The 26,194-nt window shown below is 67.6% G+C and carries 24 protein-coding genes; 17 read left to right on the top strand and 7 right to left on the bottom strand.

The features are described from left to right. The first annotated feature begins 28 nt into the window (after nucleotides 1-28). The 10 genes from ACOGXE_RS00890 (at nucleotide 29) to ACOGXE_RS00845 (ending at nucleotide 10,688) form a co-directional block, all read left to right on the top strand. Complete coding sequence (locus ACOGXE_RS00890; protein WP_419932079.1) at nucleotides 29-712, top strand: VOC family protein; 684 nt, start codon at nucleotides 29-31, stop codon at nucleotides 710-712. A 99-nt stretch (nucleotides 713-811) separates the two neighbouring features. After that, nucleotides 812-2,794, top strand: a complete 1,983-nt coding sequence (locus ACOGXE_RS00885) for a 4Fe-4S dicluster domain-containing protein (RefSeq protein WP_419932078.1) — start codon at nucleotides 812-814, stop codon at nucleotides 2,792-2,794. Nucleotides 2,795-2,847: 53 nt separating this feature from the next. Then, nucleotides 2,848-3,846 (top strand): hypothetical protein, encoded by a 999-nt coding sequence (locus ACOGXE_RS00880; protein WP_419932077.1) that lies wholly within the window; start codon nucleotides 2,848-2,850, stop codon nucleotides 3,844-3,846. A 71-nt stretch (nucleotides 3,847-3,917) separates the two neighbouring features. Beyond that, a complete protein-coding gene (locus ACOGXE_RS00875) occupies nucleotides 3,918-4,127 on the top strand; it encodes a type II toxin-antitoxin system CcdA family antitoxin (protein WP_419932076.1) in 210 nt (69 codons plus the stop codon). Further along, entirely contained in the window at nucleotides 4,112-4,432 is a 321-nt protein-coding gene (locus ACOGXE_RS00870; protein ID WP_419932075.1) for a type II toxin-antitoxin system PemK/MazF family toxin, read from the top strand. The genes ACOGXE_RS00875 and ACOGXE_RS00870 overlap by 16 nt, the downstream gene beginning before the upstream one ends. A gap of 14 nt (nucleotides 4,433-4,446) precedes the next feature. Continuing rightward, entirely contained in the window at nucleotides 4,447-5,316 is an 870-nt protein-coding gene (locus tag ACOGXE_RS00865; protein WP_419932074.1) for an FAD binding domain-containing protein, read from the top strand. Continuing rightward, the gene (locus ACOGXE_RS00860) at nucleotides 5,316-5,807 is read left to right on the top strand and encodes a (2Fe-2S)-binding protein (protein WP_419932073.1); all 492 of its coding nucleotides are present in this window, start codon (nucleotides 5,316-5,318) and stop codon (nucleotides 5,805-5,807) included. Before ACOGXE_RS00865 ends, ACOGXE_RS00860 begins: the two co-directional genes overlap by 1 nt. Further along, nucleotides 5,804-8,080, top strand: a complete 2,277-nt coding sequence (locus ACOGXE_RS00855; protein ID WP_419932072.1) for a xanthine dehydrogenase family protein molybdopterin-binding subunit — start codon at nucleotides 5,804-5,806, stop codon at nucleotides 8,078-8,080. The genes ACOGXE_RS00860 and ACOGXE_RS00855 overlap by 4 nt, the downstream gene beginning before the upstream one ends. Nucleotides 8,081-8,082: 2 nt before the next feature. Beyond that, entirely contained in the window at nucleotides 8,083-9,702 is a 1,620-nt protein-coding gene (locus ACOGXE_RS00850) for a hydantoinase/oxoprolinase N-terminal domain-containing protein (protein WP_419932071.1), read from the top strand. Beyond that, nucleotides 9,699-10,688 (top strand): LLM class flavin-dependent oxidoreductase, encoded by a 990-nt coding sequence (locus ACOGXE_RS00845; RefSeq protein WP_419932070.1) that lies wholly within the window; start codon nucleotides 9,699-9,701, stop codon nucleotides 10,686-10,688. Before ACOGXE_RS00850 ends, ACOGXE_RS00845 begins: the two co-directional genes overlap by 4 nt. 72 nt (nucleotides 10,689-10,760) lie before the next feature. Here ACOGXE_RS00845 and ACOGXE_RS00840 read toward each other — a convergent pair whose 3' ends face one another. From ACOGXE_RS00840 to ACOGXE_RS00815, 6 genes are all read right to left on the bottom strand, one after another. Continuing rightward, complete coding sequence (locus tag ACOGXE_RS00840) at nucleotides 10,761-11,831, bottom strand: DUF917 domain-containing protein (RefSeq protein WP_419932069.1); 1,071 nt, start codon at nucleotides 11,829-11,831, stop codon at nucleotides 10,761-10,763. Then, entirely contained in the window at nucleotides 11,815-12,828 is a 1,014-nt protein-coding gene (locus ACOGXE_RS00835; RefSeq protein WP_419932068.1) for a phosphotransferase enzyme family protein, read from the bottom strand. Before ACOGXE_RS00835 ends, ACOGXE_RS00840 begins: the two co-directional genes overlap by 17 nt. Next, complete coding sequence (locus ACOGXE_RS00830) at nucleotides 12,821-14,101, bottom strand: aspartate aminotransferase family protein (RefSeq protein WP_419932067.1); 1,281 nt, start codon at nucleotides 14,099-14,101, stop codon at nucleotides 12,821-12,823. The genes ACOGXE_RS00835 and ACOGXE_RS00830 overlap by 8 nt, the downstream gene beginning before the upstream one ends. Continuing rightward, a complete protein-coding gene (locus ACOGXE_RS00825) occupies nucleotides 14,098-14,973 on the bottom strand; it encodes a phytanoyl-CoA dioxygenase family protein (RefSeq protein ID WP_419932066.1) in 876 nt (291 codons plus the stop codon). The genes ACOGXE_RS00830 and ACOGXE_RS00825 overlap by 4 nt, the downstream gene beginning before the upstream one ends. Before the next feature lie 65 nt (nucleotides 14,974-15,038). Continuing rightward, a complete protein-coding gene (locus tag ACOGXE_RS00820; RefSeq protein ID WP_419932065.1) occupies nucleotides 15,039-15,506 on the bottom strand; it encodes a hypothetical protein in 468 nt (155 codons plus the stop codon). Nucleotides 15,507-15,633: 127 nt separating this feature from the next. Then, nucleotides 15,634-16,035 (bottom strand): VOC family protein, encoded by a 402-nt coding sequence (locus ACOGXE_RS00815; protein WP_419932064.1) that lies wholly within the window; start codon nucleotides 16,033-16,035, stop codon nucleotides 15,634-15,636. 18 nt (nucleotides 16,036-16,053) lie between these two features. On the opposite strand from ACOGXE_RS00815, the gene ACOGXE_RS00810 reads away from it, so the two are divergent. The 3 genes from ACOGXE_RS00810 to ACOGXE_RS00800 are packed head-to-tail and all read left to right on the top strand — an operon-like array spanning nucleotide 16,054 to nucleotide 18,505. After that, the gene (locus tag ACOGXE_RS00810) at nucleotides 16,054-17,025 is read left to right on the top strand and encodes a DUF7065 domain-containing protein (RefSeq protein WP_419932063.1); all 972 of its coding nucleotides are present in this window, start codon (nucleotides 16,054-16,056) and stop codon (nucleotides 17,023-17,025) included. Next, nucleotides 17,022-17,453, top strand: coding sequence for a hypothetical protein (locus tag ACOGXE_RS00805; RefSeq protein ID WP_419932062.1), 432 nt, complete (start codon nucleotides 17,022-17,024; stop codon nucleotides 17,451-17,453). The genes ACOGXE_RS00810 and ACOGXE_RS00805 overlap by 4 nt, the downstream gene beginning before the upstream one ends. 2 nt (nucleotides 17,454-17,455) lie before the next feature. Further along, nucleotides 17,456-18,505, top strand: coding sequence for a phosphotransferase family protein (locus ACOGXE_RS00800; protein WP_419933456.1), 1,050 nt, complete (start codon nucleotides 17,456-17,458; stop codon nucleotides 18,503-18,505). Between the two features lie 19 nt (nucleotides 18,506-18,524). On the opposite strand, the gene ACOGXE_RS00795 is transcribed toward ACOGXE_RS00800, so the two are convergent. Continuing rightward, nucleotides 18,525-19,520: an LLM class flavin-dependent oxidoreductase gene (locus ACOGXE_RS00795; RefSeq protein WP_419864880.1), complete on the bottom strand. Its 996-nt coding sequence runs from the start codon at nucleotides 19,518-19,520 to the stop codon at nucleotides 18,525-18,527. 95 nt (nucleotides 19,521-19,615) lie between these two features. On the opposite strand from ACOGXE_RS00795, the gene ACOGXE_RS00790 reads away from it, so the two are divergent. The 4 genes from ACOGXE_RS00790 (at nucleotide 19,616) to ACOGXE_RS00775 (ending at nucleotide 26,178) form a co-directional block, all read left to right on the top strand. Beyond that, the gene (locus tag ACOGXE_RS00790) at nucleotides 19,616-21,196 is read left to right on the top strand and encodes a pyridoxal-phosphate dependent enzyme (RefSeq protein ID WP_419932061.1); all 1,581 of its coding nucleotides are present in this window, start codon (nucleotides 19,616-19,618) and stop codon (nucleotides 21,194-21,196) included. Nucleotides 21,197-21,243: 47 nt separating this feature from the next. Then, complete coding sequence (locus tag ACOGXE_RS00785) at nucleotides 21,244-22,548, top strand: Zn-dependent hydrolase (protein WP_419932060.1); 1,305 nt, start codon at nucleotides 21,244-21,246, stop codon at nucleotides 22,546-22,548. Next, entirely contained in the window at nucleotides 22,545-23,471 is a 927-nt protein-coding gene (locus ACOGXE_RS00780) for an N-carbamoyl-D-amino-acid hydrolase (protein ID WP_419864877.1), read from the top strand. Before ACOGXE_RS00785 ends, ACOGXE_RS00780 begins: the two co-directional genes overlap by 4 nt. Nucleotides 23,472-23,586: 115 nt before the next feature. Beyond that, nucleotides 23,587-26,178 carry a molybdopterin cofactor-binding domain-containing protein gene (locus ACOGXE_RS00775; RefSeq protein ID WP_419932059.1) on the top strand — a complete coding sequence of 864 codons (2,592 nt, stop codon included), beginning with the start codon at nucleotides 23,587-23,589 and terminating at the stop codon, nucleotides 26,176-26,178. The last annotated feature ends 16 nt before the right edge of the window (nucleotides 26,179-26,194 follow it).

The raw sequence follows: 26,194 nt of genomic DNA, 5'->3' as shown, positions 1-26,194 counted from the left end.
ACAACAGGACTGCAGCAGGGGGGCTCGAATGACTGCACTGCATCCCAATGGCGTGAACCACTTGGCCCTGTCCACCCGCGACATGAAGGGCCAGCTGGAGTTCTGGTGCGATGTCCTCGGACTGCCGCTGAAGGCCCTGTACTGGATGCACGGCGTGGACGGCACTTACCACGGCTTCGTGGAACTCGCGCCCGACAGCTACGTCGCATTCGTGCAGCATCCGGACAACGCCAAGGACATCGAGCTGGGAGTCACCCACGCTGGTGGCCCGGGGGAGCCGGTGACCGCCGGCACCATGCAGCACGTGGCCTTCAACGTGGACACGTTCGAGGATCTGATGGCGCTGCGGGACCGCATCCGCGACCGGGGCGTGCAGGTGTTCGGTCCCATCGACCACGGCTTCATCCAGTCCATCTACTTCGCCGGCCCCGAGGGGCTGGCCTTGGAGGTGGCGTGCGGTTCGGCCATCCCGGTAGAGCAGTGGGTGGATCCCGAGGTCCAAGATCTGTGCGGCATCTCTGCCGCCGAACTCGAGGCGCTGAAGCAACCGGCTGAATTCGCCCGTCCTGCCGAGCCAGTGCCTCAGCCATCGGGGGACACCGGCATGCCGCGGCTGATGCCCGAGGACCACTACGACATGGTGATGAGCTTGCCTGACCAGGTGGTGTGGGATCGCATGAGCGAGACCACGCCCCCCGTGGCCGCCGACTGAATGCGCCTGTTCTCGCATCGCCGACGCCTGGCGGCGTCTGGTCCACTGCCCACCGAACTGTTGCCGCGGCGCGCCCCGGGGAGCGTCGACAGCGGGAACGTGCTGCCGAAACCGCCCGAAGCGGGCACGGCGCCGGGCGAATGGAGCGTCTCGCACACCTACGGCGACATCGTGGAGGTCTTCACGGCATGCCGCACGGCCGATGTGCTGGCCGCGCCGGCGCCGATGCCCAGCACCCAAGCCGCAGTGGACAACATGCGCGGGTACTGCTTCTTCCTCGATGCCGACCTCGCAGGCATCTGCGAGCCGTCACCGGAGTGCTGGAGCGACGAGGTGATCGAGGGGCACCGCAGCGCCATCGCCATCGTCGTGGGGATCGGGCGGCGCATCAGGCCGGGCGAACCGGGATACGACTGGATCTGCGGGTCCGAGCAGGACAACGCCGACCTGCGCGCCACCGAGATCGCCACCGTTCTCACGAGATATCTCGGCATGCTCGGCTATGACGCCACTGCCCACACCGCCGCAGCCTCCGATCTCGACCGCTACCGGGTTGCTGTCGAAGCCGGTGTGCTCGAGGCCGGGCGCCGCGGACTGGGCCACCCGTTCCTGAAGCGGGGGTGTGCCGTATCGGTGGTGACGACGAACTTGGAGATGACACCAGACGGCCCGCTCGCACCGCGCACTCCGCTGCAGCACCTGCGCATCGCCGCCAAGCACTGGCTGGGCTGGGGCGGCACCCGGCCAGGGTGGAACCGCCTGGACGGGCGTCATCGCCCGTGGCATCTCGGCCGCTTCCCGATGGAGAAGGTCAAGCGGGTCGACGAGCCGACCACGCTCATCATCGCTGACGAGGTCAAGCGACCCGCGGCCCGCCACAACTTCTTCATCCGCGCAGGCGCCGGCGACCTCGGTCCCCGGCCGCGCACCGAGGTGGCCCGGTTCATCCGCAAGGCACCGCACGGCATCGCCTCGCAGGAGATGCTGCGGCGCTTGGTGCCGCTGCAGCGAGGAGACGCTGCCCCTGAGGTCGCTGTGGGGGCCGGTGATGCCGACGCGAACGCCGATGCCGTCAAGGCACTGGGCCACTTCATCGGTGCCGACATGACCGGCGTGTGCGAAGCGCCCGAATACGCCTGGTATTCGCACCGTCCCGACGGATCGCCGATCGAGAATCTGCACCGCTACGCCATCGTGTTCGTGCTCGACCAGGGCTTCGAGACCATGGAAGGTGCCTCGGGCGACGACTGGATCAGCGGAGCGCAATCGATGCGGGCCTACCTGCGGGCGTCGATCATCGCCAACGCGATCGCTGCGCAGATCCGCCGGCTCGGGTACGCCGCGCAGGCCCACACCGCCGCCGACGACGAGATCAACCACATCCCGCTGCTGCTGTCCGCAGGCATCGGCGAACTGTCGCGCATCGGCGAGCTGGTGCTGAACCCGTTCGTGGGACCGCGATTCAAATCCGGCGCAATCACCACCGATATGCCGCTGACACCGGATCGCCCGATCGATTTCGGCTTGCAGGATTTCTGCACCAAGTGCACCAAGTGCGCCCGCGAGTGCCCGGTCGGTGCCATCCGGTTCGGCGACAAGGTGATGTTCAACGGCTACGAGATGTGGAAGCCCGACGTGGACCGCTGCGCCCGCTACCGCATCACCAACATGCGCGGCTCGGCCTGTGGGCGCTGCATGAAGACGTGCCCCTACAACATCGAGGGCGTGCTGGCCGAGCGGCCGTTCCAGTGGGCGGCGATGAAGCTGCCGTTCGCCCGTTCGTGGATCGCCCGGCTCGACGACAAGCTCGGCCGGGGAGAGATCAACCCTGCCAAGAAATGGTGGGTCGACATCGAGGTGCTCGACGACGTGCCGGTGGAGCCGCCGAAGGGCGCCAACACGCGTGGGCTCAATCTCGAGCGCAAGCCGCGGGACGAGTCGGGATTCGCGATGTTCCCGCCGGAGATGGCGCCGCCCGGGCCCGACGGCATGGCGCTTTTCCCGCTTGACCGCGAGGCCGGCGTCGCGGCTTCCCAAGAGGCCGAACGGCCCGCTGCGGCCCGCGAACGCATCAGACAGTAGGGAGGCGGGCGATGGCCCACGTACAGGGCGCTCACTTGGTCGGAAGCGCTCCCGTGAACGAGCCGGACGAGCTTTTCGTGCTGGTGGGGGACCATCTGGCAGGCCACTTGCGCCGCGTGCCCGACGGCGAGATCGGCGAGCGCGACACCTGGATCGCCTGGCAGTTCCCCAAGCTGTCCCAATGCCCGCAGCTTGAGACCAGGTCGGTGAACTCGGCCTACCTGGGGCGCGAGGTTCCTCAGCACGAGATAGTCGGCGGTGCGGGGCCGCTCGAGCTGGTCGATCTGGGATATGCCGATGCGGCGCTCGCCTCGTGGCAGAGATTCGCTGCGGCCCAGCGCTCCGGCAGGTTGCCGGAGCACGTGCGGTTCATGGTGGGACTGCCGTCTCCGCTCAGCGTGGTCACCATCTACGTGGCGCCGCAGTCTCGCCCGGTCGTGCTCGATGCGTGGACCGCAGCGATGGAAGCTCAGCTCGCGCGCATTCTCGAAGGCATCCCGAACGACCGCCTGGCCATCCAATGGGAGGTCTGCATCGAGTTCGGGATCCTTGAAGGCCTGTGGACCTACCTGGACACCAGCATCGACGGCGTCGACGCTCGCGAGGGCATCGCAGCGCACCTCGCGTATCTCGGCAATCTCGTGCCTGGTGGGGTCGAGATGGGCTACCACCTGTGTTACGGCGATGCCGGCCACCAGCACTTCGTCGAACCCAGCGACACCGGTCACCTGGCGTGGGCAGCCCAGACGTTGCTGGAGCAGGTGCATCGCCGTATCGACTGGATTCACCTGCCGGTGCCGAAGCAGCGTGATGATGACGCGTACTTCGAAGCGCTGGGAGCGGTGGAGATGCCCGACGAGACCGAGCTGTACCTCGGCTTGGTGCATGTCACGGGCGGGCAAGCGGGAACTCGCCGCCGGATCGCCACTGCCTCACGGCACGTGTCCCGGTTCGGCCTCGCCACCGAATGCGGATTCGGCCGCCGCCCGCTTTCCCAGATTCCGGCACTGCTCGACCAGCACGCCGCCCTCAGCGCGCCCTGGGCTATGTGAGCGACGCCCGGCACGATGGAGAGCTTCGGCTACTGCATGATGGTGCTAGCAAATAGTGATATAACTAAGTGATGTCAACAACGAGAACGACGTTCACGCTCGACAAAGAACTGGCGGCGCAGGCGCACCGTCTGAGCGTGAATATCTCCGCTGCGGCGCGAGACGGCGTGGCTGACGCAGTGCGGCGAGCGATGGGCGAAGCGGATCGTGCCGCATACCTGCGAGCCCCTGAGACCCCCGACGACTTCTGGGACGATGCGGAAGCGTGGGGCAACGAGTGAACCGCGGCGAGATCTGGTGGGCTCACGCGGGCGGCAAGCGACGTCCAGTGCTGGTCCTGACCCGGCCCGAAGTCATAGATGTCCGCCAATTGGTGACGGTGGCAGAAGTGACCACAGCCATTCGCGGGCTGCACTCCGAGGTTCTGATCGACAAACCCGACGTGGGTTTGCCGCTCGAGTCGGCAGTCAATTGTGATGGTCTGCACACTGTGCGGCGCTCAACTCTCGACGAATGTATCGGTGAATTGGACGGAGGGACGATGAACGCCGTCTGCCAATCCGTTGCCTACGCGCTGGGCTGCTAGCAGGCAGGCTGGCGGTGGTGCAGTACTGCAGGGTCCGCAGCGTCGCCGAGGCAGTCGACGAGCTCTCTCGATGGGGCACTGAGGGTCGCGTCCTGGCTGGCGGAACTGACGTCATGCCCCAATGCCTGCGCGGCGAGCAGGCCCCTGCGGCACTGATCGACATCGGGGGGATCGAGGGGATGCAAGGCATCTCCGAGGTCGGCGGGGTGACGAGCATCGGCGCGCTGGTCACGATGCGACGGCTCGCAACTGCGTCGCTGATCGCGCTGCGACACCCGGCACTGTCCCAGGCGGCTGCTGCGGTGGGCGCGTGGCAGACCCAGACCGTCGCGACCTTGGGCGGCAACATCTGCTCAGCCGCTACGACTGCCGACACGCTGCCAGCCCTGCTTGTCGCCGACGCGCAGCTGACGCTGGTGTCCAAATCCGGCCGGCGCCGCGTCGGGTTGGACGAGTTCCTCGAAGGTCCGGGCACCACGGCGCTGCGACCCACCGAGTTGCTGCGTGCGGTCGAGCTGGAGCCGCTCGGCGAGCGCAGTGCCGAGGGATACCTGAAGGTGGCACGGCGCAGCGCCATGGATCTGGCCGTCGTCGGCCTGGCGCTCCGGCTCGACGTGGCGCCGAGCGGTGTGATCGACGGTGTCCGCATCGCGATGTGCGGCGGTGACCGATCTGCACATCGGGTCCCTTCGGCCGAGTCGGCATTGTTGGGCGCCCAGCTCAGCGACGAACCCGGCGCGTTCGCCGAAGCAGGGGCGGCGTTGGCCGATGCGGTGGGACCTGTGGCTTCGGTCGAGATGCGGTACCGCCGGCGCGTGCTGCCCGGTCTGTTCGACCGGCTCACCCGGCGCTGCTGTGCAGAGATCTCCGGGGCGGGCGCCTGATGCCTGCGCCCTTGGGAGAACAGAACGTATCGATCCGGCTCGTCGTGAACGATCGAGCACACCAGATGGACGTGCATGCCGGCGAGACATTGCTGGGAACACTGCGGCACCGGTTGGGACTGACGGGCCCCAAGGAGGCCTGCGGCGAAGGCGAGTGCGGCGCCTGCACCGTGCTGGTGGACGGCGGGCCGGTTGCGTCTTGCATCCTGGCCGCCGGCTCGACGAACGGTCGGGTCGTGCGAACGGTCGAGGGATTGGCCGGGGCGGGCGATCTGACGACGCTGCAGCAGGCATTCGTGGGCCACGCAGCGGTCCAATGCGGCTACTGCACGCCTGGGGTGCTGATGGTGCTCACGGCACTGCTCGAGGAAGTGCCCGAGCCGGCCGAGGCGGAGATCAGGCAGGCATTGGCAGGCAACATCTGCCGCTGCACCGGGTACCAGCAGATCGTCGACGCGGCACTGGATGCCGCCCGTGCGGTGGCGTCGTGAGCGCACTGGGTGCCAGCCCAGATCGCAGCGATGCAGATGCAAAGCTGCGCGGCCAAGCGATCTTCGGCGCTGATCTGTCCCGGACCGGGATGCTGTGGGCGTCGCTTGCGCGTTCACCCGCAGCCGCCGGCAAGATCCGGGCGATAGACCCAGTTCCCGCGCTCAGGGTCGACGGGGTGCTGGAGGTGGTGACTGCTGCCGACGTGCCGGACTGGCGAACCGGTGTGATTGTGTCGGACACGCCCATGCTGGCCGCCGATTACGTCGCCTATGAGGGCGAACCGGTCGCGATCGTGGTCGCAGAAAGCCGAGCTGCGGCCGAAGCCGGAGCCCGATCGGTCGCCATGGACATCGAGCCGGTCGAGCCCGTGTCCACGCCGGAACAGGCACTGGCACCGGGTGCGCGCCTGGTGCACCCCGGCTGGAACCGCTTCGCGGTCGCGGGCGGGGCCGACATCGGGCGCAATGGCAACGTGGTCGCCGAAGTCGTGCACGATCCGGGCGACCTCGACGAGGCGTTCGCAACGGCGGATTTGGTGGTGGAAGGCACCTACCGCACGCCCCGGCAGTACCAGGCGCACCTGGAGCCCAAGATGGCGCTGGCCACCTACTCCTCGGGCCGGTTCACCATTGAGGTCTCCCACCAGTACCCATTCCGCGTGCGCGATCGGGTCGCGCAGATCCTGGGTGTCGCACCGTCAGCCGTGCGTGTGGTGGGACATCACATCGGCGGCGGATTCGGGGCCAAGCTCGATGTGAGCCTCGAGGCGTTCGCGGCGCTGCTGGCACAGCGCTATCGACGCCCGGTGCGGATGCAGCACACCTCGCTCGAAGAACGGCTGGCGGCGCCGTGCCGGGCCAATGCGATCACCGCGGTGCGCACTGCTGTGCGACATGACGGCACGATTCTGGCCACCGATGTCGAGATCGTGTCCGACAGCGGCGCCTATGCCAACAACGGCCCAGCGCTGTCGTCGATTCCCATGTTCGTCTTCGGGTCGATCTATCAAGTGGGAACCGCGCGGATCCGGACCCGCAACGTGTACACGAACACCGCCCCGACGGGTGCTTACCGGGGCGTCAACGGACCGTGGTTGGTGTTCGCCAACGAGCGCCACATGGATGCGATCGCGGACGCGCTCGGCCGCGATCGGCGCGAATTCCGGCTGGCATCGCTGGCGCAGGACGGCGACCTGATGCGCAACGGCCAGCCCCTCGATCAGGTGTCGATCCTGCGAGAGGCCTTCGATCGAGTTGATGACTTGTCTGGGTGGCAGGACGCTGGTGCAGGCGAGCTGCGGGGCGTCGGGCAGGCTGCCGCCATCTGGTTGACCAATCCGATGCCGGGCCATGCGACCGTGAAGCTGAATGAGGACGGCACCGCCACCGTGATCACGTCGGCAACCGAGAACGGCTCAGGCGCCGTTGCAACCGGGCTGCGGCAGATTGCGGCCGAGGCGTTGGGCCTAGCGACCGAGCACGTCACGGTGACCATGCCCGATACCGACGCCACCGGATACGACGCCGGGTCGCAGGGCAGCCGGACCACCCACGTGGTCGGCCGGGCCATCGCCGACGCCTCAGCAGAGGTGCGCAGTCACGTGCTCGACCGGGCCTCGCAGATGCTGGAGGCCGCCGCGGAGGATCTCGTGATTTCCGACGGCGTGGTGTCGGTGGCGGGCGTGCCGACTGCGAGCGTCACGCTCGGCCAGGTTGCGCAAGCGGCCACCTGGACCGAGGGGCCGATCGCTGCAGGCGCCTCCTATGTCACGCCCACACCGCCGCATGATCCCCTGTGCGCAACGGGCATGCTCATCAAGGGCTGGCCCACACCCACCTATCACCTGCATCAGGCAGAGGTGAGCGTCGATCCTGTCACCGGCCACGTCACGGTGGATCGGTACATCGTGTGCCAGGAGGTCGGCCGAGCGATTCATCCCAACGCCGTCATCGGGCAGATCCAAGGCGGCGTCGCCCAGGGCTTGGGATTCGCCCTGAGCGAACGGGTCGATCTGGACCACGGCCGCTACGTTCAGCGCACCTTCAAGCAGCACGGGCTCCCGCTTGCGGCGGATGTGCCCAGGGTGGAGGCCATTGTGATGGAGCACGCTGACCCAGCCGGCCCATTCGGCGCCAAGGGTGCAGCTGAGCCTCCCGTAGTGCCGGTGGCAGCCGCAATCGCCAATGCGGTAGCCGACGCCATCGGCGCACCCATCGACTCGCTGCCGATCAGGCCTGAAGACGTGCTCGACGCCTTGGAGCGCACACAGTGAACGTGGCGCCGCCGTCGGCGGCAGGCACCCTTCGCATCGGTGTCGATGTCGGCGGCACCAATACCGACGCAGTGGCCATGTCCGGCAACGAGGTGGCGGGCTGGGCCAAGGCCGTGACGACGGCCGATGTCACCGCTGGCATCGTGACCGCAGTGCGCTCGCTGCTGGCCGGCGACGACCTGCCGACCGCTGAGATCGGTGCCGTCATGATCGGCACCACCCACTTCACGAATGCCCTGGTGGAAGGCCGCCGGCTTGTGCCGACGGCGGTCGTGCGCCTCGGGCTACCTGCCACCAAGGGCATCCCGCCCTTCATCGACTGGCCGGACCGGTTGCGAGGTGTGCTGGGCGATCACGTATATCTGTGTCACGGCGGTCACGAGTTCGATGGGCGGTTGATCACCCCCATCGATCATGGCGAGCTGAGGGCAGCGGCCCGCGACATCGCCTCGAAGGGCGTGCGATCGGTGGCGGTGGCGTCGGTGTTCTCGCCGGTGGATGACAGCTACGAACACGAGGCGCAAGAGGTGCTGCTCGACGAGGTGCCAGAGCTCGACATCAGCCTCTCCAGCGAGATCGGCAGGCTCGGGCTGCTCGAACGCGAGAACGCCGCCATTGTGAACGCCTGCCTGCGCCCGTTGGCCGAGCGGACGGTCGCTGGGCTTGTCGAGGCACTGGTGCAGCTCGGCTTGGACTGCCCGCTGCACGTCAGCCAGAACGACGGCACGCTCATGAGCGCTGACTTCGCCCGCCGTTATCCCGTGGCCACGTTCGCCTCGGGCCCGACCAACTCGATGCGGGGGGCCGCCTTCCTGAGCGGCATCCGCGACGGCGTCGTCATCGACGTGGGCGGCAGCACGTCGGACATCGGCGTGCTGGTGCATGGTTTCCCGCGTGAGGCGTCTACTGCAGTGTCGGTAGCGGGCGTGCGGACCAATTTCCGCATGCCCGACGTGCTGTCGCTCGGGCTGGGCGGCGGGAGCCTGGTGCGCTCCGCCAACGGCGCCGCGGCCGGGGTGACGGTCGGGCCGGACAGCGTCGGCTACGAGCTCACTGAACGGGCACTCGTCTTCGGCGGCGCCCAGCTGACCGCCACCGACGTGGCCACCGCCGCCGGAATGGCCGAGATCGGCGACGCGAACACCGTCGACGATCTTGATGGGACGCTGGTCGGCGACGCGGTCGATCGCATGCAGGACATGCTCGCGACTGCCGTCGAGCAGATGAAGACCTCGGCCGATCCGGTGCCGGTCGTGGTGGTCGGCGGCGGGGGAGTGCTGGTGCGCGACGGGCTTGCGGGCGCCTCGGAGACCATCCGGCCGGATCATTTCTCGGTGGCCAGCGCCATCGGCGCCGCTATCGCTCAAGTCGGCGCAGAAACCGACCGGGTGTACTCGATGGCGGCGATGACACGCGACGAGGCCATGGCAGAGGCCCGGAGCGTCACCGCCCAGCGTGCCGTCGAAGCGGGCGCCGACTCCTCGACGGTGGAGATCACCGATGTGGATGAGATTCCGCTGACGTACCTGCCCTCCAACGCCATCCGCGTTCGAGTGAAGGCTGTCGGCGATCTGGCGCTGGACCCCGCCAATGGTTCGACCCAGAGGGGGATGAGCACGTGAATGGCCACGGCAAGATCAGCCTCATCCTGGGCAGCGCCATCGCTCCCGAGTCCATTGCCGCTGCTGCAACGCAGGCCGAATCCAGCGGCTTCGACGAGATCTGGCTCGCCGAGGACTACTTCTTCACCGGCGGCATCTCGGGAGCCTCGGTGGTGCTGGGCGCAACCAGCGACATCACGGTTGGCCTCGGCGTGGTGTCGGCGGTCGCACGGCATCCTTCCGTGCTGGCGATGGAGCTCGCCACGCTCAGTCGTTCGTCGCCGCAGCGGCTGGTGGCAGGCGTGGGACTCGGGGTGCCGGCCTGGGTGCGGCAGATGGGCCTGCATCCGCGTTCGCCGCTGACCGCGGTGCGGGAATGCGTCACCGCGGTCAAGGCGCTGCTGGCCGGAGAAACCGTGGATCGCCGGGGCGAGGTATTCGAGTTCAACAACGTCAAGCTCACCTACCCCGAAACCGGCCCGCTGATGCCGGTGCGGCTCGGGGTGTCCGGCCCGAACATGCTGCGCCTCAGCGGCGAGATCGCCGACGGCACGGTGCTGTCGGTGTGCTCCAGCCTGCGCTACGTCGAATGGGCTGCGGAACGCATCGACGAGGGCCGCAAGCTGGCTGGTCGCACCGACCCCCATCCGATCACGGTGTTCGCCCTCTATGCAGTGGATGAAGACGGCCAAGCGGCGCGGGACTCAGCCCGGGCATCGCTCGCGTTCTACCGCCAGCACGGGCCGAACGCCCTCACCGACGTGTACGGCATCTCCGACGAGCTGCAGGTGCTCATCGACCAAGGCGGGTACGCGGCGGTCAGGGACGGCATGCCCGATCAGTGGGTTGCCGACCTGACCGTGGCGGGCACGCCAGCCGAATGCGCCGCCAAGATCCGCGCGCTGTGGGACGGCGGCGCCGACTCGGTTGCGCTGTTCCCGCTCGCCACCGACCGCCTAGCAGAGACCATCGACCTCACAGCGCGTGAGGTGCTGCCCCGCACCTGAGCTGTCTCTGCGAGCGCCGGCGAAGCTTCGGCGCCTTTTCGGGTGAGCGCCGGCGAAGCTTCGGCGCTCGCACTAGACAGCAGGTTGATACTCGGCGTCGATGCCGAAGGCGTGCGGTCCGACGACGGCCAGCGCCTCGGGAGTCCGCAACAGGTCAGGCGCCGGAAGCACCAGAACATCGGCGCGCACGCCGAAGCGCAACAGCTCCGTGGTGATCGGCTCACCGGTGTCCGTTGTGACCAACGTGATGAGATCGGGCACCATCACCGTCGGCTGATCGTCTTCGTAGATCGCCAAGTTCTCGTTCTGGAAGTCGATGCGGATGGTGCGACCGGCGTCGTCTTCGAGACCAGCCACGGTCATCTGACCGCGTGCGAAGCCGGCCGCGTTGCGCCGGTGCACATCGGTCACCTTGCCGCGCAGGTAGCGCATCCCTCCTGCGACACCCAGGATCGCCTCGGTCGGATCATCCTTGACCTCACGAGCCCGATGCACCGCGTGCCCGATCTCGCTCGCCAGACGCAGCGTGTTGGGAATGATGGAACGCCGGCAGTACGCCCCGTCCATTACGGCGGACGCCAGGCCGCTGTGCGCGCCCATCTCGACGGTGGCCGCTCTTGCGATGCGCTCGAGCCACTTGGCATCGGGCACCTCGGCGATGACCACTTGGCTGCCCCGCTCGTCGGCAATGGCAGCGGGGTAGGGACTGCCGCCATAGATGAGATAGGTGATCATCTGCAGCTCGGGGAACGCCCGCCCCATGCCGTCGCCGTTGACGATGGGGATGCCCATGTCAGCAGCCACGACCATCGGCACCATCGAATTGCTGCCGCCCATCTCGAACGGCGCGATGGCATCGAACTTGCGGCCGAGGTGCTGTTCCAGAGCTCGGGCGGCCACAGTCTCCTCGTCGCCGCCGGCCAACTTCTCGTGGCTCACCATCGGCGAGCCCATGCCGCCCACGGCAACCAGCAGGTCGTCGTCGGCGATCTCATCGGGTTCGATCACCTGCACCCGGCCGCCAGACCGCATCACCTGCAGCACCCGCAGCCGCCCGAGGTAGGGATTGCCACCGCCGCCGGTGCCCAGCACCGCTGCGCCCAATGCAATCGGTGCCAGGTCCGGCTCAGTGATCTCCCACACGGCACCCCTCCAGGAAGCGTCGGCAGCCGCCGAGAACTCCGCTCAGCAGCAGCTCGAATTGGCCGTCAGGCCATTCCACTTCGGGCCGCTGCGCCTTCCAGCCGATGATGGCCATGCCCCGGATCAGCTCGAACATCGGCACCAGGCTGAGGTCGTCATCGCTAATGGGACGAACGGATCGATAGGCGCGCAAGAATGCGGTTGCGGCCTCGTCGAAGTCGGGCGCCGCTCGCGAGTGGTACATGGCCACCGCGATGTCGTACTGGTGCCAGCCGAATCCGGCGTCGTCGAAGTCGATGACGGCGAGCTGCCCGTCCGAAACCAGCAGATTCGCCAGGTGCAGGTCGGCATGGATCATGCTGAACGTGCGCGCTGGCTCGCCGTACTGGGTCAGCTTCGTCCGGCAGGCGTCTCGGGTTTGCACCAGCAGGCTGTGTTCGTCGGCAGTCAGTTTGGGATGTTCCCAGAACGGCCCCCAAAAGGGTGCGTCTCCGAGCAGGCCATCCGTATCCAATCGGTGACGCCGGAACGACGGCGGTGGCGTCCAGGCTGTCGCCTGGTTGTGCATTGCTGCCATCAAGCCGCCGAGCTGGCCGAAGGGCTCGGAGGTCTCAGCAAGTGCTTCGTTCGTACCGCCGGGCTGTGTCAGCAGCACGCCCACGATTTCTCCGTCAGCCCACAGATTCATCCCGGCGTTGCGGATCTCGCTCGACCTGATCTCCACTGGCACGAAGTAGCGACCGTCTGGGGCGCTGACAGGAGTGGGCACGCAGATGCCAGCGTCGCGCAGCGCGGCCAGCCAGACCCGCTCGGAGTCGAGCTCTTCTGCGGTGTGATAGCCCGGCCGGTGCAGCCGCAGCACGTAGGCCTGCCGTGAACGGGCTTCGACAGCCTGGAACGTGATGTTCTCGCTCACTCCGATCAGCTCGAGGCGTGACGCTTCCACGCCGAAGGCATCGAGCGCTTCGTGCGCCGCGCCGAGCCAGCGCTCATCCATCGAAGTCGGCGATCACCGCGTCGAAGGCAGCCAGGAATTCCTCTGCGTGGGACTGCTGCAGCACCAGCGGGGGCCGGACCTTCAGCACGTTGGCGAACGCGCCGGCGTGCGAAGCAAGGATGCCCCGGTCTTTCAACCTGTCGGTGAACTCGACCGCTCGTGCGCGATCCGGAACCAGTTCGCCATCGGATTCCACCATCTCCACGCCGATGAAGAGGCCGTGCCCTCGCACATCGGCCATCCATGGGCAGCGCTCGGCCCGTTCGACCAATGCCGCCTTCAAGCCGTGACCGAGCTCGGCGACGCTGGCGGCCAAGTCCCGCTCTTCGATCTCGTCGATGACGGCGTGCCCGACGGCAGCCTGCAGCGGGCTCGCCGCGTACGTATTGAAGTAGCGGGTCGCGCTGCGGAATCGTTCGACGAGACTGCGGCTGGCGACCGTGGCCGCCAGCGGCAGGCCGTTGCCCATGGGCTTGCCCATCACGGCGATGTCGGGCTCGAAGCCGGTGACTTCGTAGCCCCACCAGCGACCGGTCCGGCAGTAGCCCGCCTGCACCTCGTCTGCAATGACGAGACCTCCGGCGGTGCGCACCAGCTCTGCTGCCTGGGCCATGAAGTTGCCGGGAATGTTCGGCAGTCCCTCGTTGGCTTGGATCGAGCAGACGATGAGCGCAGCCACGCCGGCACCCGACGACTCCAGCCGCTGGATCGCTGCCGCAATCTCGTCGAGATAGGCGTCGGCCAGTGCGTGGTCATCCAGACCTGCCCGAACCGGGCGGAGTCGTTGGGGGAACGGGAATGTGGCCACATCGGGGTACTCGTCGGGTCGTGTCGCGGCGGCGCGCAGCGCGATCACCGATTGGCTGTTGCCGTGGTAGGTGGCGTTCGTGGCGATGACGCCGCGGCGGCCTGTCGCAATGCGAGCCATGTTCATCGCGACCTCGACGGCTTCGGTGCCGGTGCAGCTGATGACGGCGCTCTCGATGCCGTCATGGTGCAGCCCCACGAGGCGCTCGGCGAAGCTGACGATGCCTTCGTCGAGGTAGCGGCTGTGCACGTTCAGCGTGGCCTGCTGGGCGGCCATTGCCTCGGCAACGCGGGCGTTGCCATGACCCACGCAGGGCACGTTGTTGTACAGGTCGAGGTAGCGGCGGCCGTCCGCGTCGAAGAGTTCCACGCCGTCGCCTCGCACGAGGTGCAGCGGCTCGGAGTAGAAGAGCTGCGCGCCGGCGCCCAGCGCCCGATTGCGCCGATCCTGAAGCGTCTGGTTCACTCCGCTGGGACCAGGAGTCCCGAGTTGGAGTGCTTGGAGCTGGGCTTGCGGCCCAGCACCATCTCAGGCGTGAGCAGGTCGACCGGCCCCGGCATGTCGTGGGGGTCGGAGTAATAGCCGAGTGCGTAGTTGCCCATCGAGTAGCCCATCAGGTCCGCCAGCTCGGGATCCAGTTCCTTGGCCACCTCGGGCGGGCACGACAGGAACTGGTTCTCCTCGGTGCGCAGCCAGCCCAGCGTGTAGGTGATGTTGATGCCGGTGCGGTCGGCGTCGGTGCAGTTCTCGCCGCCCCCGTGGATCACCGAACCCGAGTAGAGCAGTACCGAGCCGGCGCCCATGGCGGCCTGGGTCTTCTCGTCGTCGGTGGCTCGGCGGTCTTCGTCCCACCCGGGGCTGCCCGGAACGATCCGCGTCCCGCCGTTCTCGGGCGTGAAATCGGTCAAAGCCCACATCGTGTTGAACTGCGGATCGATTTCGGCAGGGATGTAGCCGCCCCATGCCAGGCGGTCGCGGTGCAGCGGTTGGGTTCCCTGGCCCGGCTTGATGTTGATGACCTGCGTCAGGTGCAGCTGGATCTTGTTGGTGTAGGGGCTGAGAAACCGGTTGGCCATGTCGATGACCTTGGGGTGCATCACCAGCTCGCGGCATGCCGCCGATCGGGCCACGAGGGCACCGGTTCGCGTCGTGTTGGCGCCGCTGAAGTTGTCGAGACCGCCCGGCGTGCGATCGATCCAGGGTCGCAGCTCGTTCTCGAGCCGGTTCAGCATCTCGATGTCGATGGCGTCCTCGATGATGGCGCCGCCGTCGATGCGCACGACCTCGACGATCTCTTCATCCGGGGTGTCCAAGGTGAAACGCGCGAGCTCGGCCATACGTGAACAGTACGCGTTGGCGGCAGTCCCCGCCGCTCCCCAAGATCGCTGGGGCAGCGACAGATTCAGGAACAGGTGCGGCGGGGTATTCGCATCATCGGGGGCGAGGTCGCAGCGGAGCCTGCGGAGCGGCTCGGTCTGGGCCGCCATGCTGGCGCGGCGTCACGCCGCTCGCGCGTGGCGGCTCGCACCGTGGCGCATGCACGGCGGGCGGGCAAGGCTCGCGCACCGAGCAGGTGCGAGACGGCCACCAGACCGTGATGGAAGAAGCGGTCGTTCGCCTCGCTCCACGCGCCGTAGGCGTCGAGTTCGGCCCGCATTCGCGCGACCTCGGCATCGATCTCGCGTTTGTAGTCGTTGAATTCCTGGCGGAGGCTCTCCGCGTCGGCCCGAGCCTCGCTGGCCAAGCGACGGCAGCGTCTGAGCAGCCGACGGTGGCTCATGGTGCAATGCAGCAGCAGGAGGACCGACCACGCGACGACGAGCGGAGTCGGGATGCTGGCGGTCAGCAGCGACCCGAGCGGGCCGGTCATCTGCTCGCTCCGATCGAGCAAAATCGTTGATGGCAGGCGTGCGTCGAATCCATGCCTGCATGCCAGCATGTGTGCTCACGAAAAGCAATTGAATTTATTGAAATCTACTGTTACTCACCACAAGAGCTCACATGAGGTCGTAGGTGCGGAGTTCGACCTCGTTGCCGTCTGGGTCGTGGACGTAGACAGCCGAACCCCAGCCGCGTGCTCCGTACACCCGCGGCGAGCGCCGGACGACTTCGACGTCGGGATGCGAGATGATCTGCTCGACGTCTCCGGTGACCCACAGGGCGAAGTGCCCGAGATTCTCGCCGCTTCGTTCGGTCTCCACCAAGTCGATGATCGTGCTGTCGTCGATGCGTGCCGAGACGAACGGTGCCTCACCCGATTTCCACTCGGCGTAGCGGACCGGCGTCAGGCCCAGCCGGTCCCGGTACCACGCCAGCGACCGCTCGGCGTCGGCCACGTTGAGGACGATGTGGTCGAGTCCTTGCACAGTGGCCACGGCATCAGTATCGGCGATACGCACGGGCCTACGCTGCGCCCCGTGAGCCAGGCATCCGGCAGCACCCCGATGTTCACCGCGGCCGACGACGGCTTTCATGACCACCTGCGAGGCGACGACTGGTGGTTCACCGAGACGGCGTGGTTCTCGTTCCACCACGCCGAGAGGAAGCTCGGTGGGTGGCTCTACACGATGGCTCGCCACAACATCGGCACCATCGCCGGCGGCGCGTGGGTGTGGGACGACACGGCCCATCTGCCGTGGGAGGTGCTCTACAGCTCGAATCTCACGGCCCTGGCGTTGCCGCCCGAGCTGGACCTGCGTGACGCCACGTTGCCGAACGGAATCAGCATCGAGGTCGAAGTGCCCACTATGAGCTACCGCCTGGGCTACGACGATCCGGGCCGTCTCATCGCAGATCTCCGGTTCGAAGCGGTGCTGCCGCCGCGGCCGCTGACAGCAGGCGATTCGACGTTCGGCCACTCGGCACACTTCGATCAGATCGGTCACGTCACGGGCAGCATCGAGGTGAACGGCGAGCGCATCGGCATCGACTGCTGGTCCATGCGGGACCGCACGTGGGGACGCCGCCCTGAGGACCGGCCCCGTCAAGCCGCCTACGTGACCGGCGCCGGCGAGGGCGGATCGGGCTTCCTGGCAGTGACGAACGCACGCGACGGCGAAGACCGAGTGGCCTACGGGTTCGTCCAACGCGGCGACACCCAGGTCACGCTGGTCGGCGGTAAACGGAGTGTGCGGCGCTCCGCCGACGGCTGGATCGCCGCGATCCGGATCGACGCGGTCGACGCCGCCGGCGAGCGCTTCGAGGCGGTAGGACATCCGGTGAGCCGCATCGTCATCAATCGCCACAGCTTCATTGACATCAACAGCCTCATTCGTTGGGAAGTCGGCGGAGCGGGAACCTGGTGGGGCGAGGACCAGGACATGTGGCCCACTCATCGCTTCGCCGCCGCCAAGCGCAGCGGCGATTGGTCGATCGGCAGTCGCAGATGAGCTTCGAGAGCCATGAGCTGCTGGGGCGCCTCGCCGAAGGGCTGCGTCGCGAGATCGCACCGGCAGTCGACGGCGAGTACCTGCGCACGCAGGCTCACATGGCCGCGGTGATCTTGGAACGACTCGCTCGCGAGGCGGCTCTCGGGGAGCGTCACCGGACTGCCGAAGCCGCCGACCTCGCCGAGCTGGCCTCAGGCCTGGGTGAGATCGCCGACATCGATGGTGCTTCGCAGTCGCAGGCAGCTCCTGAGGAGGTTCGCTCGGCACTGGCCCGGCTGCAGGACGACCCGGGTGTGATGTCGCTGGGACCCATGGTGGAGGCGCTCTATCGCTGGGGTCCCGAACGTCCTGCAGCGGCCGCAGCGCTCGACGCGATCCGTTCGGTGCTGCGCCGCGACATCGATCGGCGCATGGACATCGCCCGGTGAGCATGGCCGATACGACACCGGCAGATCGAGCCGAGTTGGCATCGGTTCTCAGCGACTACTTGGCTGAGCGACTCGCCACGACGAGCGCCGTCGAGATCTGCGACATGGAGCGCATTGCCGTCGGGTGGTCCCACGAGACCTGGCTGTTCGACGCTGTCTGGTCGCAGGGCGGCAGCGAGCAGCGCCTGGGACTGTGCCTGCGACGCGATCCCGGCAACGCCCTGCTGCGAGACAAGTCCGACCTCGGCGAGCAGTTCCGGGTGCTGGAGTGCCTGGAGGGCACCGATGTGCCCGCCCCGCGTGCTCACTGGCACGAACCCGATCCTGCCGTGCTGGGCGCGCCTGCGTTGATCATGGAGCGAGTGCCCGGCGTGTGCCCGAGCCCGTGGCGGCGCGCCGGCCGGGAGTTCTACGCGGCTGCGGCGGCGCGAGGCGTCCTGCCGGCCAGCTTCACCGACGCACTTGCCGCAGTGCACAACGTCGACTGGCGGTCTGCAGGGCTGGACTTCCTCGGCGTGCCCGAGGACGGCAACGACTTCGCTCATCGCGAGATCGACAAGTGGCACAGCCTCATTGATGCCTCCGGCCACGAGGTCCACCCGATCCTCATCGACGTGATCGGCTGGCTCCGGCACCACGCGCCGCCCGTCGACCGGCTGACGCTGGTGCACGGCGCGTATCGCACCGGCAACGTGCTGATCGACGGCGACCAGGTGTCAGCGATCTTGGACTGGGAGCTGCAGGTCATCGGCGACCCGATGTACGACGTGGCCTACGTGCTCACCGAGCTCAACCGGGAAGGCACCGATCTGTTGTCGAACGTGGTGCCCCGGGAGCTGTTCTTCGAGCGGTACCAGCAGGCCACGGGCATCGAGATCGACGAGGAGCGCTGTGCCTACTACCAGCTGCTCTATGCAATGCGCTCAGCCGCGTTCTGGATGAGCGCCGCGGGGCTGTATGCCGACGGTTCGAACGACGATCTGCGGCTCGCCCGCACGCACTGGTCGGTCACCGTGGCGCTCGAGCGCGCCGCCACCGAATTGGGCTACTAGACCGTCACCCGCCGCGCACTCAGACGGCGAAGGCGTCGATCATCGCGTGCACATCGCCGAGCGGGTACAGGATCGGGCAGGTGGCGCCGTTGGCCAGATAGCCGTCGACCGCCTCGCGGGCCTCCGCGGGCGTGCCCGATGCGGTGAGCATCTGCACGATGTCGTCGGGCACCAGCCGTGACGCGGCCTCGACCTGCTCAGCCGTCGCCGGCCACGTCAGCACCTTGCCGACGTCTTCGAGCAGCGAGTCCGGCACGCCTGAGGCTTTCATGATGTGCGGCTGCTGACCCAAGTACTGGGTGACCATGTTGCGGGCCATGTCCAGCGCCGTCGCACGGTCCTCGTGTACCGAGCACACCACGAGCTGGGGCCGGTCCAGGTCGTCCACACTGCGGCCTGCCTTCGCAGCACCCCGCTCCAGCGCCTCCATGGCACGGCTGTTGTAGTCGGGCGAGACGAGGTAGTTGAGCACGACGCCGTCGGCGATCTCGCCGGTCAGCTCCATCATCTTCATGCCGGTGGCGCCGATGTAGATGGGCACGTCCTTCGGCCGTCGCTCCTGGTACACGTAGTCCAGCTCGACATCGTCGAGGTGCACATGCTCGCCGTGGAACGTGACGTTCTCGTTGGCGAGCAATGCCCGCACGACGGCGGTGACCTCGCGCATCGCGCCGAGCGGCCGGGCCCGGCTGATGCCGACCTTCGCCGCCAGCGGATCCCACCACGCGCCCAGCCCGCAGATGATGCGGCCTGGAGCGAGATCGTCAAGCGTCGAGAACATCGACGCCAATCGAGCCGCGTTGCGCGACCAGATGTCGATGACGCCGGCACCCACCTTGATGCGAGACGTTGTGGCCGCGAACGCGGCCATGGGCACGCTGGCCTCGCGCACCAGCCGTGAATCGGCCTGCCAGACGGCCTCGAATCCGTGTTCCTCGGCGTACTGCGTGAAGCCCACCGCCTCGGTGATGGTGTGGGCATCCTGCAGGTACAGCGCATTCCGTGTCGATGTCATCGATCTGCCGCCATGGATTGCAGGCCTCCCATCTGTCCCCGATACCCGTGCCGCGGGCATCCGGAGCGCTTCGCGGAACATAGCCTCGGCTGGGTATGGCCGACCACACTGTGTCACCTGAGTCAACTGGGTCGAATGGGACCGCAGTTGCGTTTCCCGCCAGCTACGCAGCCCAGCTCGCCACCGACGTCACCGACTCTGATGGACGCGCTCACGTTGTCGAGCGGTTCCGGGAGCAGGGCATCCGCTTGCCGACCTTCGCCGAGCTGGCCGACCCCTCGTTGATCGATCCCGACATCGACAGCGCCCTCGCCGATGTCGACCCTGACTTCGCCGATCCTCTGAACCTGTTCCGGGTGCATTGGTTCAACGACGGCGCCGGGGGCCGGACTGAGGTTCCCGAGCATGTCGTGCTGCCGAGCGAGCTGACCGGCACCGACGCACAGGTGGTGGTGCTGTTCGGCAACCGCTTCCCGATGATCGGCGCCCACAAGGTGCTCGCCGCGTACTCCTGCCTCGCGCCCCGGGTGGTCTCCGGGCAATTCGACCCCACCCGGCACCGGGCAGTGTGGCCGTCCACCGGCAACTACGCCCGCGGCGGCGTGGCCATCAGCCGCATCATGGCGTGCCGCGGCGTGGCCGTGCTGCCCGAGAACATGAGCCGCGAGCGTTTCGAATGGCTGGCCCGCTGGGTGGCCGGCCCCACCGACGTCATCCGCACGCCCGGCTCGGAGAGCAATGTCAAGGAGATCTACGACGCCTGCGCAGAGCTGTCTTTGGACCCGGCGAACTTCATCCTGAACCAGTTCAGCGAGTTCTCGAATCACATCGGGCACTACGAGGTGACCGGAGCGGCGCTCCTGGCCGTGTTCGAACACCTGCGCCAACGTGCAGCCACGGGCTCCGAGCCGAACCTGGCCGCATTCGTGGCAGCCAGCGGCTCGGCCGGCACGCTCGGCGCCGGTGACCAGCTCAAGGACGCTCACGGCGCGCAGATCGTCGCGGTGGAGGCGCTGGAGTGCCCGACCATGCTCTACAACGGCTACGGCGAGCACAACATTCAGGGCATCGGCGACAAGCACATCCCGCTGATCCACAACGTCATGAACACCGATGTCATCGTCGGCGTCAGCGACCGTGCGACGGACGGCCTCGGGCTGGTGTTCAACACCGAGCCCGGGCGCGATGCGCTGCGCGAGCACCTCGGGGCCGCTTCATGGGTGCTGGACGAGCTTGGGCACTTCGGTTACTCGTCGATCTGCAACACCCTGGCCGCAGCCCGGGCCGCCAACGAGCTGGGCCTCGGCGCTGATGACGTGGTGATGACCGTCGCCACCGACGGGTTCGAGATGTACTACTCCGAGCGGGAGCGGCACCTTGCGGAGCGCTATCCGGACAGCTTCGATGCAGGCACCGCCAGGGGCATCATCGAACGCCATCTCGCTCCTGATGCCCGCAGCGACGATGCCCCCCATATTGAAGTGCTGTCGGACCGGGGCCGGGACCGGATCTTCAACCTCGGCTACTACACCTGGGTCGAGCAGCAGGGGGTCCCGCTGGAGGATTTCGAGGCACGCCGCGACCAGGCCTTCTGGGACTCGCTGAGAGGCCTGCCCCGGCTGTGGGATGAGATGATCAACGAGCTCAACGACGAGGTCGCTGCCACCTTCGTGTAGACGGGCCGTGATGCGGGTTCAGCACCGTGCGATGAGAGAATGAGCCAATGAGCGCATCTTCAGGGGGGGCACCGCGCATCGACGGGGCGCGCCTGATGGGGCGCCTCGACGAGCTGGCGCAGATCGGTGCCATCGAGGGAACGCAGGGCAACTGCCGCCTCGCGCTCACCGACGAGGACCGGGACGGGCGCGACCTGGTCGGCACGTGGATGGCCGATCTGGGGCTGGAAATCACCGTCGACGGGCTCGGGAACGTGGTCGCCTGCACGGAGCCCGGCAGGGTCGCCGAATCGGTGATGATGGGCAGCCACATCGACACGGTCGCCACCGGCGGTCGCTACGACGGCAATCTCGGTGTGCTCGCCGGCTTGGAGGTCATCGAGTCGGTGCTGGCCAGCGGCCAGACGCCCGCCCGGCCCCTGTCGGTGGCCTACTTCACCGACGAGGAAGGCAGCCGGTTCGCGCCCGACATGCTGGGCAGCCTCGCCTACGTCGGGGGCATGGCGCTCGAGGAAGCGTTGGAGATCACCGACCGCGACGGCATCTCCGTCGGCGACGAGTTGGATCGCATCGGCTATCGCGGCCCCGCCCCCGTGCCCGGAACCGTGCCTTACGCCTACATGGAGCTGCATATCGAGCAGGGTCCGGTGCTGGAGTTCCACGAGACGCAGATCGGCGTGGTGGAAGGCGTCCAGGGCATCTCGTGGACCGAGGTCACGCTGAGCGGCCAGTCCAACCATGCCGGCACGACGCCGATGCCGCTGCGGCGCGACGCAGGGCTGGCCGCATGCCGCATCGCCGGCGAGGTGCGCGAGCTGGCGCACAACATCGGAGATTCGCAGGTCGGCACGGTCGGCTCGATCTCGCTGGTGCCGAACCTGGTCAATGTCATCGCCGGCTCGGCGGTGATGACGGTGGACCTTCGCAACACCTCCGAACCGATGCTGCAGCACGCGGAGGCTCGCCTCGACGAGATCGTCAGCCGCATCGCCGAGGGCGAGCACCTCGACGCCGCCATGCGACGCACCGCCCGTTTCGAGCCGGTCGAGTTCCATTCCGCAGTCATCGATCTGGTCGAACGCTGCGCCGCGGAAGCGGGCCTGAGCCATCGCCGGATGCCGTCTGGCGCGGGCCACGATGCTCAGATGCTGGCCCGTGTGTGCCCGACAGCGATGATCTTCGTGCCCAGCTTCGACGGGGTCAGCCACAACCCGGCCGAGTACACCTCTGCCGAGGACATCGAGGCGGGAGCGAACCTGCTCGCTGACGTCGTCTGGCGCCTCGCCAGCGGCGACATCGACGGTGCATTCTCCGGCGGCCCAGATGCTGCGAGCGGCGGGACGGCCGCATGAGACCGCTCACGGTCGGCGCCGCGCAGCTCGGGCCCATCGCACGCTATGAGACCCGTGCCAAGGTCGTCGAGCGGCTGATCGCGTTGCTGCACCAGGGAGCAGACCGGGGTTGCGAGGTGGTGGTGTTCCCGGAACTGGCGCTCACCACGTTCTTCCCCCGCTGGTACTTCCCCGACGACTCCCCCGAGCTGCTGTCGTACTTCGAGACCGAGATGCCGTCGGCGCAGACACAGCCGCTGTTCGACGAGGCCAAGCGCCTCGGCATCGGCTTCCACCTGGGATACGCCGAGCTGACACCCGACGGGCACCGCTACAACACGGCCATCCTCGTCGATCGCAGCGGCAGCCTCGTCGCCAAGTACCGCAAGGTGCACATCCCCGGTCACGAGGAGCACGAGCCGCAGCGGCCGTTCCAGCACCTCGAGCGTCGCTACTTCGAGGAATCCACGGAGGGCTTCAGCGTGTGGCGCGCCTTCGGCGGCGTCATGGGCATCGCGCTGTGCAACGACCGGCGCTGGCCCGAGACCTACCGCGTCATGGGCCTGCAGGGCGTCGAGATGATCTTCATCGGCTACAACACGCCGCTGCACTATGCGCCGGATCCGGTCCAGGATCCGCTGCAGGCGTTTCACAATCACCTCGTGATGCAGGCGGGCGCCTACCAGAACGGCACCTGGGTGATCGGTGTAGCCAAGGGCGGCACCGAGGAGGGCGTGGAATCGCTGGCGCACTCGGCGGTGATCGCACCGTCCGGCCAGATCGTGGCCCAGGCCGTCACCGACGGCGATGAGCTCATCACCGCCCAGTGCGATCTGGACTGGTGCTCCCAGTACAAGGACACGCTGTTCGACTTCAGCCGTTACCGGCGGCCTGAGACCTACCAGCTGATCGGTCAGCAGAAGGGCGTCATCCCGCCGCCATAGCCGCCGCCACAGCCAGCACAGAGCGTTGGTGGTGTGAATGGCCGTGCAGCGGTGCGACAATGGCCTGCGGGGAGGGGACCAAGAGAACTCTGTGGTCCCAGAGACGAGGATGTCGATGACGACCGAGTTCGTGCTGAACGGCTCGCCGGTCACGGTCTCCAGCGATCATGAGCATCTGCTGGCGGCGCTGCGAGATGAGCTGGGGATCATCTCGCCCAAGGACGGCTGCGCTCCGTCGGGCCAATGCGGCTGCTGCACGGTGCTGGTGGACGGCAAGGCCCGGGTGGCCTGCCAGACCAGCCTGGAGCGCTCAGCCGGCACCGAGATCACCACCGTTGAAGGCTTCGACGAGGCCGAAGTGGACGCGATGGCGAACACGTTCGCGGCCTACGGCGCGCTGCAGTGCGGATTCTGCACCCCCGGCATCGTGGTGCGGCTGAAGGCCCTTCTGGATCGCAAAGGCTCGGCGCTGACCCGGGAGGAAGCCAGCCGGCACCTGGGCGGCCACCTGTGCCGCTGCACTGGCTACACCAAGATTCTCGACGCTGTGGAGTCGCTGGCGGCCGGGGAGGTGCCGGTGGCGCTGCCGCCCAAGGGCGTCGGCAGCTCGGGCGTGCGCTACGAGGCCCGCGAGCTCACGCTGGGCAGCCGCCCCTACATCGACGACATGTATCCGGACGGGATGCTGCACGGCGCCCTGCGCTTCGCCGATCACGCCCGTGCCGATGTGCTGGCAATCGACGTGAGCGCAGCCGAGGCAGTGCCCGGCGTGCAGGCAGTGTTCACCGCCGCCGACATCCCCGGCGTCTTGCGAGTGGGCCTCATTCACAAGGATTGGCCGGTCATGATCCCGGTCGGCGGGCGCACGTCGTACCTCGGCGATGTGCTGGCGATCGTCGTGGCCGACAACCGTCCCGCTGCCAGACGGGCCGCCGAGCTGATCGAGGTGTCCTACGACGTCCTCGAGCCCATGACCGACCCAGTGCGGGTGAAGGACAGCGATGTCGATGCTGTGTGGGAGCTCGACGGCAACATCCTGTCTCGCTCGACGTACTCCCGTGGGGATGTCAATGCTGAGCTGGCCGGCTCTGCACATGTGGTGACCGAGACCTTCCAGACGCAGCGCATCGAGCACGCCTACCTCGAACCCGAGTCGACCCTGGCCGTGCCCACGCCTGCCAACGGGCTTCCCGCCGGGCTGCACGTCTACACCGGCGGGCAGGGCATCTGGGACGACCGCAACGACATTGCGGCGGTGCTGGCGCTCGACCCATCGGTGGTCACTACCGAGCTGGTGTCCAACGGCGGCGCATTCGGTGGCAAGGAGGACATGTCCAATCAGGCGCATACCGCGCTTGCGGCGTGGCTGACCGGCAGACCAGTGCGCATCACGCTGTCGCGTGAGGAATCGCTGCTGATGCACCCGAAGCGGCACCCGATCCGCATGACCTACGAAGTGGGCTGTGACGCCGGCGGCAAGCTCACTGCCGTGCGGGCACGCATGTTCGGCGACTCGGGCCCGTACGCCTCGGTGGGCATGAAAGTGCTGGAACGGTCGGCGGGTCACGCCACGGGCCCGTACTTGGTGCCAGCCGTCGACGTCGAGTCGGTGGCAGTGCGCACCAACAACCCCGTCTGCGGTGCGTTCCGGGGATTCGGCGCCAATCAGGCCCAGTTCGCCATGGAAGGCGTGATGGACCGGTTGGCCGAAGCGGTGGGCATCAGTGGCTTCGAGATGCGCCAGCGCAACGTGGTGGTGCCCGGGGGAGTGTGGGGACCGGGCCAGATCATGGATGATGGCTGTCTCGGCGCCCAAGCCTGCCTCGATGCGGTGCGCGAGCCCTACGAGGCTGCCCGTGCTGCCGGCAAGCCCGTCGGCATCGGGCTCGGGCTGAAAAACTCGGGTCTGGGCAACGGCTTCAAGGAGATCGCCAAGGCGATCGTGCGCTTCTGCGCTGACGGCACGGTGGAGGTCCGCCACTGCTGGACCGAGATGGGCCAGGGCGTGCACACCGTGGCGTTGCAGGTGGCCGTGGAGGAACTGGGCGTCGACCCCGAAGCGGTGAGGGTGATCGTGGACTCCACCCGTGAGCTGGGTGCCGGCCAGACCACCGGCAGCCGGGGCACGTTGATGGGTGCGGGTGCGGTGGCAGACGCCTGCCGTGCGGCGCTGGCCGACGGCTGCAAGTCGGAAGTGGACTACGAGGGCGAGTACCGGGTGGACTGGACCAACTCGCTGTCGGAAGGCCTTGAGAACCCGGTCATCCACTCCACGTTCGGTTACGCCGCCCAGGTCGTGATCCTTGACCCTGACACGGGCAACGTCGAGCGGGTCATCGCAGCCCACGACGTGGGACGGGCCGTGAACCCGATCTTGTGCGAAGGCCAGATCGAGGGCAGCGTGCATATGGGCTTGGGGTATGCGCTCAGCGAGGGCTTTCCGGCCGACGCCGACGGGCGACCCCTCAACTCCACGCTGCGCAGCCTTGCGATCATCCGGCCCAAGGACATGCCCGACGTCGACGTGATTTTGGTGGAATCGCCGCAGCCCGGTGCTCCCTACGGCATCAAGGGCGTCGGCGAGATCGGGCTGGTGCCGACAGCCGGCGCGGTGGCGGCTGCGCTGCGCGAGCACGAGGGCGTCTGGCACAACGAGCTGCCGATGCGCAACCCCTCCAACCGCGAGCGAGCCGACGCCTGGGTCTGACCGCCTGAGCCCTCCT

The organism is Candidatus Poriferisodalis sp., assembly GCF_965208555.1.
In the GTDB taxonomy this organism is placed as follows: domain Bacteria; phylum Actinomycetota; class Acidimicrobiia; order Acidimicrobiales; family Poriferisodalaceae; genus Poriferisodalis.
The sequence above is the reverse complement of the archived record's forward strand: the minus strand, read 5'-3'. Positions and strand labels throughout refer to the sequence as shown.

Excerpts from the sequence above, each read along its gene's own strand:
- ACOGXE_RS00775 (WP_419932059.1), top strand. The coding sequence starts at position 23,587 with ATGACGACCGAGTTCGTGCTGAACGGCTCGCCGGTCACGGTCTCCAGC.
- ACOGXE_RS00780 (WP_419864877.1), top strand. The coding sequence starts at position 22,545 with ATGAGACCGCTCACGGTCGGCGCCGCGCAGCTCGGGCCCATCGCACGC.
- ACOGXE_RS00785 (WP_419932060.1), top strand. The coding sequence starts at position 21,244 with ATGAGCGCATCTTCAGGGGGGGCACCGCGCATCGACGGGGCGCGCCTG.
- ACOGXE_RS00890 (WP_419932079.1), top strand. The coding sequence starts at position 29 with ATGACTGCACTGCATCCCAATGGCGTGAACCACTTGGCCCTGTCCACC.
- ACOGXE_RS00800 (WP_419933456.1), top strand. The coding sequence starts at position 17,456 with ATGGCCGATACGACACCGGCAGATCGAGCCGAGTTGGCATCGGTTCTC.
- ACOGXE_RS00795 (WP_419864880.1), bottom strand. The coding sequence starts at position 19,520 with ATGACATCGACACGGAATGCGCTGTACCTGCAGGATGCCCACACCATC.
- ACOGXE_RS00820 (WP_419932065.1), bottom strand. The coding sequence starts at position 15,506 with ATGACCGGCCCGCTCGGGTCGCTGCTGACCGCCAGCATCCCGACTCCG.
- ACOGXE_RS00790 (WP_419932061.1), top strand. The coding sequence starts at position 19,616 with ATGGCCGACCACACTGTGTCACCTGAGTCAACTGGGTCGAATGGGACC.
- ACOGXE_RS00825 (WP_419932066.1), bottom strand. The coding sequence starts at position 14,973 with ATGGCCGAGCTCGCGCGTTTCACCTTGGACACCCCGGATGAAGAGATC.
- ACOGXE_RS00860 (WP_419932073.1), top strand. The coding sequence starts at position 5,316 with ATGCCTGCGCCCTTGGGAGAACAGAACGTATCGATCCGGCTCGTCGTG.
- ACOGXE_RS00805 (WP_419932062.1), top strand. The coding sequence starts at position 17,022 with ATGAGCTTCGAGAGCCATGAGCTGCTGGGGCGCCTCGCCGAAGGGCTG.
- ACOGXE_RS00835 (WP_419932068.1), bottom strand. The coding sequence starts at position 12,828 with ATGGATGAGCGCTGGCTCGGCGCGGCGCACGAAGCGCTCGATGCCTTC.
- ACOGXE_RS00875 (WP_419932076.1), top strand. The coding sequence starts at position 3,918 with ATGTCAACAACGAGAACGACGTTCACGCTCGACAAAGAACTGGCGGCG.